At 64.0% G+C, this 12,340-nt stretch carries 11 protein-coding genes; 5 read left to right on the plus strand and 6 right to left on the minus strand.

Going from position 1 to position 12,340, the window contains the following annotated elements; genetic code table 11:
* Positions 1 to 4: 4 nt before the first annotated feature.
* From CEW87_RS06345 to CEW87_RS06365, 5 genes are all read right to left on the minus strand, one after another.
* Complete coding sequence (locus tag CEW87_RS06345; RefSeq protein ID WP_108971938.1) at positions 5 to 778, minus strand: ABC transporter ATP-binding protein; 774 nt, start codon at positions 776 to 778, stop codon at positions 5 to 7.
* 73 nt (positions 779 to 851) lie between these two features.
* Positions 852 to 1,847, minus strand: coding sequence for an ABC transporter substrate-binding protein (locus CEW87_RS06350; RefSeq protein WP_108971939.1), 996 nt, complete (start codon positions 1,845 to 1,847; stop codon positions 852 to 854).
* Positions 1,848 to 1,887: 40 nt separating this feature from the next.
* Positions 1,888 to 2,643, minus strand: a complete 756-nt coding sequence (locus CEW87_RS06355; RefSeq protein WP_199917137.1) for an alpha/beta fold hydrolase — start codon at positions 2,641 to 2,643, stop codon at positions 1,888 to 1,890.
* A gap of 9 nt (positions 2,644 to 2,652) precedes the next feature.
* Positions 2,653 to 3,615 carry an isopenicillin N synthase family dioxygenase gene (locus CEW87_RS06360; protein WP_108971940.1) on the minus strand — a complete coding sequence of 321 codons (963 nt, stop codon included), beginning with the start codon at positions 3,613 to 3,615 and terminating at the stop codon, positions 2,653 to 2,655.
* Positions 3,616 to 3,744: 129 nt separating this feature from the next.
* Positions 3,745 to 4,713, minus strand: a complete 969-nt coding sequence (locus CEW87_RS06365) for a LysR family transcriptional regulator (RefSeq protein WP_234421692.1) — start codon at positions 4,711 to 4,713, stop codon at positions 3,745 to 3,747.
* Between the two features lie 356 nt (positions 4,714 to 5,069).
* On the opposite strand from CEW87_RS06365, the gene CEW87_RS22360 reads away from it, so the two are divergent.
* Positions 5,070 to 5,240: a hypothetical protein gene (locus CEW87_RS22360; protein ID WP_159098097.1), complete on the plus strand. Its 171-nt coding sequence runs from the start codon at positions 5,070 to 5,072 to the stop codon at positions 5,238 to 5,240.
* 87 nt (positions 5,241 to 5,327) lie between these two features.
* Here the strand turns inward: CEW87_RS22360 and leuA are convergent, their stop codons facing one another.
* Complete coding sequence (gene leuA / locus CEW87_RS06370; protein ID WP_108971941.1) at positions 5,328 to 7,028, minus strand: 2-isopropylmalate synthase; 1,701 nt, start codon at positions 7,026 to 7,028, stop codon at positions 5,328 to 5,330.
* A gap of 310 nt (positions 7,029 to 7,338) precedes the next feature.
* On the opposite strand from leuA, the gene CEW87_RS06375 reads away from it, so the two are divergent.
* From CEW87_RS06375 to CEW87_RS06390, 4 genes are all read left to right on the plus strand, one after another.
* Entirely contained in the window at positions 7,339 to 8,952 is a 1,614-nt protein-coding gene (locus CEW87_RS06375) for a sigma-54 interaction domain-containing protein (RefSeq protein ID WP_199917138.1), read from the plus strand.
* Positions 8,953 to 9,215: 263 nt separating this feature from the next.
* A complete protein-coding gene (locus tag CEW87_RS06380) occupies positions 9,216 to 9,770 on the plus strand; it encodes an OsmC family protein (protein WP_108971942.1) in 555 nt (184 codons plus the stop codon).
* Between the two features lie 44 nt (positions 9,771 to 9,814).
* Positions 9,815 to 10,957 (plus strand): acyl-CoA dehydrogenase family protein, encoded by a 1,143-nt coding sequence (locus CEW87_RS06385; protein WP_108971943.1) that lies wholly within the window; start codon positions 9,815 to 9,817, stop codon positions 10,955 to 10,957.
* Positions 10,954 to 12,300 (plus strand): FAD-dependent oxidoreductase, encoded by a 1,347-nt coding sequence (locus CEW87_RS06390; RefSeq protein WP_108971944.1) that lies wholly within the window; start codon positions 10,954 to 10,956, stop codon positions 12,298 to 12,300. The genes CEW87_RS06385 and CEW87_RS06390 overlap by 4 nt, the downstream gene beginning before the upstream one ends.
* The last annotated feature ends 40 nt before the right edge of the window (positions 12,301 to 12,340 follow it).

Here is a 12,340-nt window from a genome sequence, read left to right on the forward strand (position 1 = left end):
GGCCTTACTCCGGTTTGCGCGTGAACACCTTCACGCGAATTTCATTGGCCAGCGCGGTGAACACCGGGTCGGACAGGGTGGCGAGGCTGCGCGGGCGGGGCAGCGGCACATCGATGATCTCGGCAACCCGCCCGGGACGTGCGCTCATGACCACGATGCGGTCCGACAGCAGGATGGCTTCCTGAATCGAGTGGGTGACGAACACCACGGTCTTCGGGCGCTCGCTCCAGATGCGCAGCAGCTCGAAACTCATCTCGTCGCGGGTCAGCGCATCGAGCGCGGAAAAGGGCTCGTCCATCAGCAGGATGTCGGGGTCGTGCAGCAGCGAGCGTGCGATGGCCACGCGCTGCTGCATGCCGCCCGAGAGCTCGCCCGGCCTTTTGCCCGCGAAGTCGCGCAGGCCGATCATGTCGAGCAGGGCATGCGCGCGCGCGGTGTCGCGGTCGTCGACGCGGCCGTATTTGTGCCGCATCGGAAAGGTGATGTTGTCGAGTACGTTGAGCCACGGCAGCAGTGTGGGTTTCTGGAACACCATGCCGATCTCGTCGCGGGGTTCGGTCACCGGACGGTCGAAGATCGAGACCGTGCCGCTGGTTGGCTGCAGCAACCCCGCCACCAGGCGCAGGATGGTGGACTTGCCGCAGCCCGAGGGGCCGATGATGGACACGAATTCGTGCTTGCGCAGGCCCAGTTCGACGTCCTGCAGCGCGACGATGCGGCTGCCATCCTTCGACACGAAGGTCTGACACACATCGGTCAGATCGATCACGTTTCCCATATCAGGGACTTCTCCGGCTTCATCCAGGGGGGCGCGTGCCGCGGACTGCGGCACGCCGTTGCGGAAGGGCTGCTTACTTGGGCAGGAAGCTGCGATCGACCAGGATTTCCGGGTCGATCTTGTTCTCGGGGTAGTTCATCGACTTGGCAACCCACACCCAGGTGGTCTTGAGCAGGCCGGGCTCGAAGGCCCCCATGCCGTCCTTGGCCGAGACTTCGTTCCTGATCAGCGGTGCGGAGGCGCGGAGTTCGGCGGCGGCGCGCTTGACGTCGACTTCCGGCACCATGGCCTTGAGGTCGGCAGCGGAGGCGTCGGGGTTGGCCAGCGCGTAGTCGAAGGCCTTGCGCATCGCGCGGACCACACGCTTGAGCACTTCGGGGCGCTCCTTGATCATCTTGTCCGAGGCCATCATGCTCCAGCCATAGCCGTCGAGACCGTAGTCCGACCACGGCAGGATGGCGAGCTCCTTGCCGGTCTGTGCGAGCACGCCTTCGAAGCCGGGGGCGACGGTAATCCAGTTGATGGTCGCATCCACCTTGCCCTGCGCCAGCATCGGGGCGAGGGTGGTCGGGTCCACCTTGAGCAGCTTGACCTGCGCGGGATCAATGCCCTGTTGCTGCAGCATGACCGGCCACAGTGCGTTGGAGGACGAGAAGGTGGCGGTGGCGATGGTCTTGCCGGCGACATCCTTGAGGCTCTTGATGCTGCTGCCCTTGACCGTGAGCAGTGCGTCCGGCTCCTTGGAATAGATCGACATCACCGCCTTTACCGGCGCATTGCCTTCGGCCACAGCCGTCATTAGTGCGGCGATACCCGCGACGCCGACATCCGAGGTGCCGGCGGCAAGCTTGCTGATGGCGTCGGACGAGCCGCGCCCCGACTGCAGTGTGACTTCAAGGCCTTCTTCCTTGAAGAAGCCGTGGTTGATCGCGGAATAGATGGCGGACTTGTCGCCGCCGGGCACCCAGTCGAGCTGGAAAACCACCTTGTCGGCCGCGTTCGCGGAAAATGCACTGCAGGCGACGAGAGTGACCAGGGTGGAGGCGACGGTTTTCAGAAGCGGCTTCATGAGTGTTCCTCTGTGGTTGGGGCGGTTATGGTGATGTTGTTCAGGGCAGCAGCTGTTCGAGTTCGGTGCACAGCAGTTCGGTCAGGCGCTCCGGCGCGGCCAGCTGGGGAACGTGGCCGCAGTCGAGGCTGACGCGGATGGCGCCGGGGCTGAGGGCCTGCATCTTGCGCTGGCTGGCGTGCAGCAAGGAGCGGTCCTGTGTGGCTTCGACGTAGATCCGGGGAACCTTGCCGTAGCGGTTCGGCGACAGGCTTGGCGCCATGATCCGGCCGCGTTCTGCCTGGGGGCGTAACAGGCTGGCGGCATAGCGGGCATCGGATGGGGCGCAGTCGTGCAGAAAGATCCGCTGAGCGACCTCGGGCGGCACCGCGCTGTAGCGCCCGTCGGCCGAGTATTCGAGATGGGGGCCGACGCCGGCGAAGTCGAGCTCGGGGTGCTCGGCCTTGCAGACCTCGACGAGGCTTGCGTAGGACATGCCTGATGGCAACATCATGCCGGCCAGATAGACCGTGCAGGCCACCCGCTCCGGTATCGCTTCGGCCACCTGCGAGGCGACGATGCCGCCGCCGCTGTGGCCGAGGACCACGACCGGTTCGCCGATCTCTTCGATGCAGGCCGCGACGTGTTCGACGTAGGCGTCCAGCGAGGCGGCGTCAGGTGTCTCCTCACCCCAGCCATTGCCCGGCAGATCGACCGCATGTGCAGTCCAGCCGCGACGGGCGAGCAGCGGGCGCCAGCTGGCGAAGGACCAGCTCCCCTGCCAGGCCCCGTGAATCAGGATCATCGTGCGGGTCATGCGTGCTCCTCAGGCATAGGTGCGGCGATAGCACTCGGCAATGTGCTGTTCGACGGTGACTGGCGGGAATCGCGGTGCATCGCCCGGTGCAAGGCAGTTGGGCAGGCACTCGACCAGGTAGTCGGGATTGCCGGTGAAGAAGAACGGAACCGAGTAGCGCTCGCGCCCCGAGGCGTTGATGACGCGGTGCTCGGTCGAGCGGTAGCGGGTATTTGTCCAGCGTGCGATCAGGTCGCCGATGTTGACGACGTAGGCGCCGGGCACGGGTGGGGCGTCGATCCAGTCGCCGGTTTCGGTGTCGCGCACCTGCAGGCCGCCGGCCTCGTCCTGCAACAGCAGGGTGATGGCGCCGAAGTCGGTATGCGCACCGCAGCCTTTCTCACCCGGCTCCGGGTTTGGCGGCTGGGGCGGGTAGTGCAACAGGCGCAGCGTGGCCGAAGCGTCTGCGGTGAAATCGTCGAAATGATCTTCGGGCAGGTCGAGCGACAGCGCCAGACCGCGCATTACCAGGGCGCCGAGCGCATGGCACGCGGAGAAGTAGGCTTCCATCGTGGGGCGGAATCCCGGCAGCTCTGCCGGCCACTGGTTGGGGCCGTGGTTGAACTTGCCCCTGCGCACACGCGGGTCGTCCTCGTTGAGCTCGATGCCGATGTAAAACCCTTCCTTCAGGTCGGGTGGCGAGCCGGCTTCGAGCGTCTGCCCACGCAGCGGCTCGTAGCCGCGGTTGCAACTCGAATGGGCCTTGTCGAGTGAGAGGCGGGCATCGACGGGCTGGGCGAAGAAGCGCTCGCTGTAGTCGAACACCTGTGCCGCCAGGGTGGCGGGTATGTCGTGATTGCACAGGTAGAAGAACCCTCTGCTTTCGCAGGCTGCACGCAATTCGCGGCCGACCGCGGCGCGGCGCACCGGGTCGGGCGAGTGCAGGCCCGAAATATCGATCAGCGGAAGTGCGTTGGAGTCGGTTGCCTGCATGTCGCGCGCTCAATCGTGAGTGGTGTTGCATTCATCCTATGCGGCGCTCCGATGCTGCCGATAGCGTCAAATTTGATCAGGGGTGATGCCGAAACGGCATCACCCGGAATGATGGTGCGCACGCATGGATTAGGCCGGCCCTTGCGGGTTGAGCGTGGGCTCGTCCGCCTCGCAGCGGGCGACTTCCTCGCTCAGGACGCGGATCAGTGCATCCAGCGCAGGGGGCAGTGAGCGGCCGCTACGAACGTAGATGCCGAGGTCGGAGATGACCGGTCCTGCAGCGATCAGCGGCACATGCACAAGGCGGCCTTCGCGCAACTCGTCCTCGATACCGATCCGGGTCTGGAAGGCCAGCCCGACGCCACGCAGGCACATGCTCTTGGCCAGTTCCACCGAGGCGCTTTCCATCAGAACGGTGATGGGTTTGCGGTGGTGCGAGAGCAGCGGACGCAGCTGGGTATGAATGGAAAGCGGCTTGCCGGCAAGAATCAGCGGGTAGCGCGCGCAGTCGGCAAAACTGACGCTCGTCCTGGAGGCCAGTGGGTGATCGGCAGGCATGATCGCCCCCAGACGAAAGCGGCCGAGTGCGCACTGGCGCAGGGCTTCGTTGCGCTCGATCGAGTAGCCGATGGCAACGTCGGCATCGCCCGCAGCGACTGCGGCAGCGGCAACCTCCGAACCCGCCGGGCGCACGGAGATGTGCAGCATCGGGTATCGCTTCATCATGCGCTCGAGCACATTGGGCAGCAGGTCGGCATTGACGCCTTCGATGGCCGCGATCGACAGCTCGCCGCGACGGATTCCCTTGAGTGCATCGAGCTCGCTCGCCATGCGGTGCTCGTCCTGAAGCACGGTGATGACGTGGCGCGAAAAGATCTCGCCGGCGGCGGTCAGACGCAAGCCACCCGGCATGCGGTCGAACAGTGGCGAGCCGATGGCTTCTTCCAGTTGCAGCAACTGGCGGTTGATTGCCGATGAGGCGACATGCAGTCGCCGTGCCGCTTCGCGGATCGAGCCGCAGCGGCGAATCATGTCGAAGTACTTCAGGGCGCGGGCGTGGATGTGCATGGCAGCGGCGTATGTGATGGTCGGGGTCACAAATGCGCCACGCACGCCGTTCCGGGTGCGCAGGCGCACGCCGTTAAAGCAGGAAGCAGGCCGGTCGTTCCAGGTGGGAAGGCCGTGGCCCGGAGATCGTTACCGGGGTGCCGGCGGCCGCGGACGCGGCGGGGCCGTCACGCTCAGCCCTCAGCCGGTACTGTGATGCGCAGGCAGAGACGGCCGCTGCGCGCAGAAATGTTGGTACAAATGGTGCTTGGGAAAAGGGTGCTCGCCCTGCCGGCGCGGTTCAGCAGGCCATTTTTCCGCCGGCCTGCACCGATCTGGGGCGGGTTCCCGAGCGCATCGCCTTGCGTGGTGCGCGGTGTCCTTGTCTGTGAGACAGGAGGTGTGAAATGCGTCTGGAAATTCTGGAGCAGGTACAGCGCTGGTCGCAAGGCTGGTTTTCGGCAGCCGAAACGGAGGCGGCAAAAAAGCGTCTGCCATTGGAGGACGGCTCAGTGGAGCGCGGGGATCCGCGTGACGACGCCCTGGCCTGCTGGATGCCCTTGTTTCCACCCTGCTGATGCATGTGCCCGTGGTGTGGAGCCCGGGCACATGCGGTTCCCGAACACCCGCGGAGGGCCCGCCGGTGTTCGGGCTGACGTTGCCGTTCAGGCTGCCTGCGCGACCGGGTTGCCGGCGGCAGCCGGGTCCAGCCGGTTTACACCGCTGACGATGGCGCGAATGGACGCAGTGACGATGTTGGTGTCGATGCCGACGCCATAGCAGTCGATACCGCCACTGGCCCCCGAGAGTTCGACGAAGGCGCAGGCTTGCGCATTGCCGCCGTCCTCGCTCGGGGCCACCGAGCGCTCCTCGAAACTGCGTACCTGAACGTCGATGCCGACGGTGCGCAAGGCATGCACTGCGGCATCGATCGGGCCGTTGCCTTCACCGGCCAGCATGTGCCGCGTGCCGCTGATCTCGACCACGAGGCGGATGCCCTGTGCAGCGCCATGCTCGAACAGGTGATGCTCGCAATAGCGCACCGGTGTGTCGGTCTCGAGATAGGTGTGCGAGAACAGCCCCCAGATGTCGGCTGCCGCCATTTCACCGCCGCTCGCATCGGTCACTTTCTGCACTTCGCGTGAAAACTCTACCTGCAGGCGACGCGGCATGGCGATGCCGTATTCGGTTTCGAGCAGGTAGGCGATGCCGCCCTTGCCCGACTGGCTATTGACCCGGATCACCGAGTCATAGCTGCGGCCGACATCGGCCGGGTCGATCGGGAGATAGGGTACGTTCCACGGGGCGCCGGCCTTTTGAGCAGCGAATCCCTTCTTGATGGCGTCCTGGTGGGAGCCGGAGAAGGCCGTGAATACGAGATCCCCCACATAGGGGTGGCGTGGATGGATCGGGAGCTGGTTGCAGTACTCGACGGTGCGTGCAACCGCGTTGATATCGGAGAAATCGAGCCCCGGGTTGATGCCCTGGGTGTAGAGGTTGAGCGCGAGGGTGACGATGTCCACGTTGCCCGTGCGCTCGCCGTTGCCAAAGAGACAGCCTTCCACGCGGTCGGCGCCCGCCATGAGACCGAGCTCGGCGGCGGCGACGCCCGTGCCGCGGTCGTTGTGCGGGTGCAGGCTGAGGATGACGCTGTCGCGACGGGCGAGATTGCGGTGCATCCACTCGATCTGGTCCGCATAGATATTGGGCGTGGCGACCTCGACCGTGGCCGGGAGGTTGAGGATCACCTTGTTGTCGGGCGTCGCGCCCCACTCAGCCGTGACCGCATCGCACACCTCGACAGCGAAGTCGATCTCGGTGGCGGAGAAGGTTTCCGGGCTGTATTCGAGCATGAACTCGGTTTCAGGCTGCTCGGCGGCGAGCTGCTTGATCATGCGCACGGCCGATACGGCGAGCGCGATCACTTCGGGCTTGCTCATGCCGAACACGACGTCGCGGAAGGTCGGCGACGTTGCGTTATAGACGTGAATGATGGCGCGCGGCGCACCGCGCACCGATTCCATGGTGCGGCGGATGAGGTCTTCACGCGCCTGGGTGAGCACTTCGATGGTGACGTCGGCGGGAATGTGACCGCCCTCGACGAGCTGACGCACGAAGTCGAAGTCGGTTTGCGAGGCCGAGGGGAAGCCGACCTCGATCTCCTTGAAGCCAATCTCGCACACGGTGCGGAACATACGCATCTTGCGCTCGACGTTCATCGGCTCGAACAGCGCCTGGTTGCCGTCGCGCAGGTCGGTGCTCATCCAGATCGGTGCCTTGTCGATGACGCGGCTCGGCCACTGACGGTCGGCGAGCCGGATCGGTGCAAAGGGACGGTACTTGGTGGCTGGATCCTGCAACATCATGGCGTGTTCCTCGATCTGTCTGAGCCCTGAGGCGATAGGGAGAATCTTACGCAGGAGCACGCGGCAGACGATTGCAAGTTCGGGACAAAATCAGATTGAATGGAGAAGAAAATTTCGTATTTTGTGCAGGAAACAGAATATTGTGCACTCAAGACGGGATTCACTGATTTTCCGTGTGTAAGATCGTCATTGCGCGTGTGATTTCGTTCGTGATGACAGGTCGATTTCCGCCCTTGCTGCGACGGTGTCCGCTCCTTCCTGTCCTGCCGGGGCATTGGCTTGTGGCGTGCAGCCGTGTTAGAAGTTACTAATGGAGCAAGCACAGCCTACCGAGTCCGATCTGGACAGTTCCCCCTCGTTCTGGCGCGAACAGGAAATGCTGCTGATGCAGCAGATCATGGGCCTCGTCGGCAAGAGCCTTTCGCCCGATGTCGTCTTGCGCGAGACCCTGCATTTGCTGTCGGAACTGCTCGGCCTCAACCGCGGGCGAATCGTCCTGCTCGACGATGACGGCAAATCGAGCCGGATTCGCTACGCCTACGGCCTGACCCGGCATGAGGTCGAGCGCGGGTGTTATCTGCCCGGAGAAGGCGTCACCGGGGCGGTGCTGGCGCACGGTCAGCTCATCATCGTGCAGGACATCGATCGTGACGAGAACTTCCTTGGGCGTGCGGTCGAGCGTGAAAGTCTGCCTTCAGGGCCGGTCTCCTTCATTGCCTTGCCTATCCGCATCGAGCAGAAAACCATCGGCGTGCTGGCCTGTCACCGCATTCGCACGCGCAGCCGCGCGCTTGCCGACGACCTCTCGATCCTGCGCATCCTGGCCACGCTCGCAGGGCAGTTGTTGCAGCTGCAGGCGATGCTCGAGGCCAAGACCCGCGAACTTGAGCAACAGAACCAGATCCTGATTCATGCCCTCGAGCACGAGACCGCCCGCTACGGGATCATCGGCACGTCGCCCCCGCTGCTGCGGGCAATTTCCGAGCTGGAGAAGGTGTCGGACTCGACTGCGAGCGTGCTGCTGCTGGGTGAATCGGGCACGGGCAAGGAGCTTTTTGCGCGCGCCCTGCACCTTGCAAGTCCGCGCCGCGACGCGCCTTTCATCAAGGTGAATTGCGCGGCGATCCCCGATACCTTGTTCGAGTCCGAACTGTTTGGCTACGAGCGTGGCGCATTTACCGGCGCCAGCACGAACCGCGAGGGACTGTTCGAGCAGGCTAACCGGGGCACGATCTTTCTCGACGAGATCGGCGAACTCCCGCTATCGATGCAGGGCAAATTGCTGCGCACTTTGCAGGAAGGCACGATCACTCATCTTGGCGGCAAGCGCGAGATCCGCATTGACGTCCGCCTCGTGGTGGCGACGAACCGCGATCTCGAAATGGAGGTGGCCCGGGGGCTGTTCCGGCAGGATCTTTACTATCGCCTGAACGTGATTCCCATCCGGCTGCCTTCACTGGCGGAGCGCAAGGGCGATATTCGTGCCTTGGCCCTCAATTTCATGAGCCGGGCCAACCAGACAAACCAGCGCAGCGTGAACCTGACCCAGGAGGCGATTGCCAGGCTGGAAGCGTACTCATGGCCGGGCAATATCCGCGAACTGTCGAACCTGATCGAGCGCATCGTCCTGCTGGCCGAGAAGCCGATCGTTGGCCTCGCCGACATCGAGAAATTCATGCCCAGCGGCGAAGCAGTGTCGGCAGCGAAGGCGCTGGTCGAGTCCGCTCCGGGTGCAGGAGCGGCTGCGCACTCGGGCACCTTTCCGAACGTTCGCCCCTACGCGCCCGCAGGATCACATTCGGAAGCCGAGTTGCGCCAGGCGCTGGCCCAGTGTGGGGGAAACAAGTCGCGCGCAGCACAGGCGCTGGGCATGACTGCGCGTCAGTTTGCCTATCGCTGGCAGAAGCTGGCGCTGGATGCGTGATGGATCCGACTGGAAGGACAGCGATCGCCCGCGCCTGAAGTGTTCACAAAATGTCGACATTGTTAACAATGTCAGTGACTGTCATCAGATGCTCAAACGATGACAATCACATCAATAATCGTCATGTTTTGATAAAAATCAACGAATTAAAAAGTTTTTTGTTCTTCTGGCACGGTCGTTGCGATAGGGATGTCGAGTCCATCGAATTTGCGATGTACCGAGTGCGGTAGCAAATCCGCCGTCCAATTCCCCAGGAGAACGCCTTGACGACCACGACCCTTAATCCCCAAACCGTCAAAACCCAGCTTCGTCCGATCGATCGCGACGGGCTGTTGAAATTCGCCGCTTCGGGTCGCGAGAACCCCGAGCGCCGCGGTACCAACAAGGTTCATACCGTAATGCAGGGGCAGTTCCGCTCGTGGAGTTTTGTCGGGATCCATAACCCGGTGGTGGTCGATGAGCCCCTGCACCTGTTTGGCGAGAACACCGCACCGGCACCGGGCGAAATCGTCCTCTCCGCGCTCGGCGGCTGTCTCAGTGTCGGCATCACGGCTGTGGCCACCCATCGTGAGGTCAAGCTGTCGCGCCTCGAGGTCTTTCTCGAAGCCGACATCGGCAATTCGGCCGCCTGGGGTGCCGGTGGCGCGGAGCGCAAGCCCGAAGAGATGGGTTTCCAGGACATCCGGGTCAAGGTCGTGATCGAGGGCGATGCCAGCCGCGAAGAGCTCGACGACATCGTCAAGCATGCGAACTACTACTCGCCGGTCGCGAACACGATGCGCAACCCGATTCCTTTCACCATCGGCCTGGCCGACTGAGGGCCCCACGCCTCGTCCAGCCAGCCTTAACCGGAGAAAAAGCCATGAATCCTGCCGATGAAAGCCAATCTGTGTTCGAACCGTCGTGGACCGATGCACAGGTCATGGAACGCGTGACTGCGGTTGCAAACGGTCCGTTGTCCGATGCGGCGTACCGTATCGATCACGAAGGCCACTATCCGCTCGAGATCATGGCCTCACTCGGCCGGGCGGGGGCGTTTGGCGCCCACCTTGAAGACAGCGGCTGCCGCTATGGCCTCGCCATCGACGCGATGCGCGCAATCAGCCGCAGCTGCGGATCGACCGGGTTCCTGACCTGGGCTCACGATGTATGCGGCCTGTACATGGAGCAGTCGGGCAACCCGGCGCTGACTGGCGAGATGCTGCGCGCTCACACGCTCGGCGAGACCTTCGGCGGGACGGCGCTCTCCAACCCGATGAAGGCGCTTGCCGGCATCGAGAAGATGCTGCTGCGTGCCACCAAGGTGGCCGGTGGCTACCGGGTGAGCGGCGCGCTGCCCTGGGTCAGCCACATTGCCCCGGGGCAGTACTGTGGCGCGATTGCAGCGGTCTATCGTGACGACGGCAGCCGTTCGCACGAGATCATGTTCATGCTGCGTTGCACCGAAGACGTCGTGCTGCGCGCGTGTCCGGAGTTTTCGGGCATGGAGGGCACGAGCACCTGGGGCGTCCGTCTCGACAACCTCTTTGTTGGCGAAGACGACATGATCGCCGACCCCGCCAAGCCCTTCATCGCCCGCATCCGGGCAGCCTTCGTGCTGCTTCAGGCCGGTATCGCGGTGGGGGTGGCGCAGGGCAGCATCGATTCGATGAGGGAGGTGGAGCCGCTGCTTGGGCATGTGAACAGCTTCCTGCACGACCGCCCCGATGAACTGCAGGCCGAGTTCGACGAGCTTGGCGCGCGGGTGGCGAAGCTTGCGCTGACGCCCTACGACGGAAGCAAGGACTATCTTCTCGATGTGCTCGATGCCCGCACCCAGGGTGCCGAGTTCGCGCTGCGCGCGTCGCAGTCGGCCCTCATGCATCAGGGCGCGCGCGGCTACCTGATGAGTTCAGGGCCTCAGCGCCGTATCCGCGAGGCGCACTTCGTTGCCATCGTGACCCCCGCAATCAAGCATCTGCGCTGGGAGATGGATCGTCTGTCGCGCGAGGAGATGCCGGCATGAACGCATCGACATCCGCGTGGAAGCAATTCATCTGCCGCGCCTGCGGCCTGATCTACGACGAAGAAAAAGGCGATCCCGATAGCGGACTGGCGCCCGGAACCCGCTTCGAGGACATCCCCGACGATTGGGAGTGTCCGCTGTGCGGCGTCATGAAGAACGATTTCGAGCCGTACGCCGGACTCGAAATGGAGAGCCCCGCATGTGCATCCGTCGCGGTCTCCCGCACTGCGGGTGTCGTCATCGTCGGTGCCGGCATTGCCGGCTGGTCGGTTGCGGAGGCGGTTCGCGCGCTTGATCCCGAAATCGGAATCACGCTGGTGAGTGCCTGTAACGGAGATCGCTATCACAAGCCGGAGTTGTCGATTGCGCTGAGCCGGGGGCATGCGCCTGAAGACCTGGTGCGCGAAAGTGCAGCTGCAGCGGCCGCGCGTCTGGGTGTGCGCTTGCTGGCCGACACCTGTGTGGTCGGCCTGTCGCCCGCGCTGCACCAGTTGCGTACGTCCCGTGGAACGCTTCAATTCACGAAACTGGTGCTTGCGCAGGGTGCGCGTCCGGCGCTGCCTGCCGCCTTGCCTGCCGACGTGTGCTGGCGGGTCAACAACCTTGCCGGTTGGTCGGGGCTGCGCGCCAGGCTGGTATCGGGAAAGCGTCGCGTTACAATCATCGGCGCCGGCATGGTGGGCTGCGAACTTGCAGAAGACTTTGCCCGTGCCGGCCACGCCGTGACCTTGCTCGACCTGCAGGCCACGCCGCTGGCGGCCTTGCTGCCGCCGCTCGCCGGCGAGCGCCTGCGCCTGAGTCTTGAAGCGCTTGGTGTCGAATTCATTGGTTCGGCGCAGGTTGCTTCAGTCACCCCTGCGGCGGATGGCAGCAAGCACATCGTCACTGCCGGCGGCCTCCGCATCGATGCCGACGAGGTTGTCGCGGCAACCGGCCTGGTCACCGAAGACCGCATTGCGCGCGCTGCAGGGCTCGAGTTCGAGCGCGGCATCGTGGTTGATCCGGTCAGCATGCAAACCAGTGCCAGCGACGTGTATGCGCTGGGCGACTGCGTCAGCCTGGTCGGCATGCCCTGCCGCTTCATCGAGCCGATCGCCAAACAGGCCGCCGCCATTGCGCATGACCTGCTTGGCCGTCAGCACCCGGGCTATGCGCATGTTCAACCCGTGATACGGCTCAAAACGAAATCGCTTCCGGTCGTGGTGCATGGCTTGCCCTGCGCGGACGGGGAGTGGGTGGTGGTCGAGGAAACCGCCGACATGTTGCGCATGAACCAGCGACGCAACGGTGAGGTGGTGGCAAGGCTGGAGGCAGGTAGCCTGCGCCAGCGCCTTGCCGCCTGACGCCGCCAGCATTCGAACGACAACAGATTTTTCCCTTCCA

The organism is Parazoarcus communis (genome assembly GCF_003111665.1).
GTDB classification, from domain to species: domain Bacteria; phylum Pseudomonadota; class Gammaproteobacteria; order Burkholderiales; family Rhodocyclaceae; genus Parazoarcus; species Parazoarcus communis_B.

Excerpts from the sequence above, each read along its gene's own strand:
- CEW87_RS06360 (WP_108971940.1), bottom strand. The coding sequence starts at position 3,615 with ATGCAGGCAACCGACTCCAACGCACTTCCGCTGATCGATATTTCGGGC.
- leuA (WP_108971941.1), bottom strand. The coding sequence starts at position 7,028 with ATGATGTTGCAGGATCCAGCCACCAAGTACCGTCCCTTTGCACCGATC.
- CEW87_RS06385 (WP_108971943.1), top strand. The coding sequence starts at position 9,815 with ATGAATCCTGCCGATGAAAGCCAATCTGTGTTCGAACCGTCGTGGACC.
- CEW87_RS06390 (WP_108971944.1), top strand. The coding sequence starts at position 10,954 with ATGAACGCATCGACATCCGCGTGGAAGCAATTCATCTGCCGCGCCTGC.
- CEW87_RS06355 (WP_199917137.1), bottom strand. The coding sequence starts at position 2,643 with ATGACCCGCACGATGATCCTGATTCACGGGGCCTGGCAGGGGAGCTGG.
- CEW87_RS06345 (WP_108971938.1), bottom strand. The coding sequence starts at position 778 with ATGGGAAACGTGATCGATCTGACCGATGTGTGTCAGACCTTCGTGTCG.
- CEW87_RS06375 (WP_199917138.1), top strand. The coding sequence starts at position 7,339 with ATGGAGCAAGCACAGCCTACCGAGTCCGATCTGGACAGTTCCCCCTCG.
- CEW87_RS06350 (WP_108971939.1), bottom strand. The coding sequence starts at position 1,847 with ATGAAGCCGCTTCTGAAAACCGTCGCCTCCACCCTGGTCACTCTCGTC.
- CEW87_RS22360 (WP_159098097.1), top strand. The coding sequence starts at position 5,070 with ATGCGTCTGGAAATTCTGGAGCAGGTACAGCGCTGGTCGCAAGGCTGG.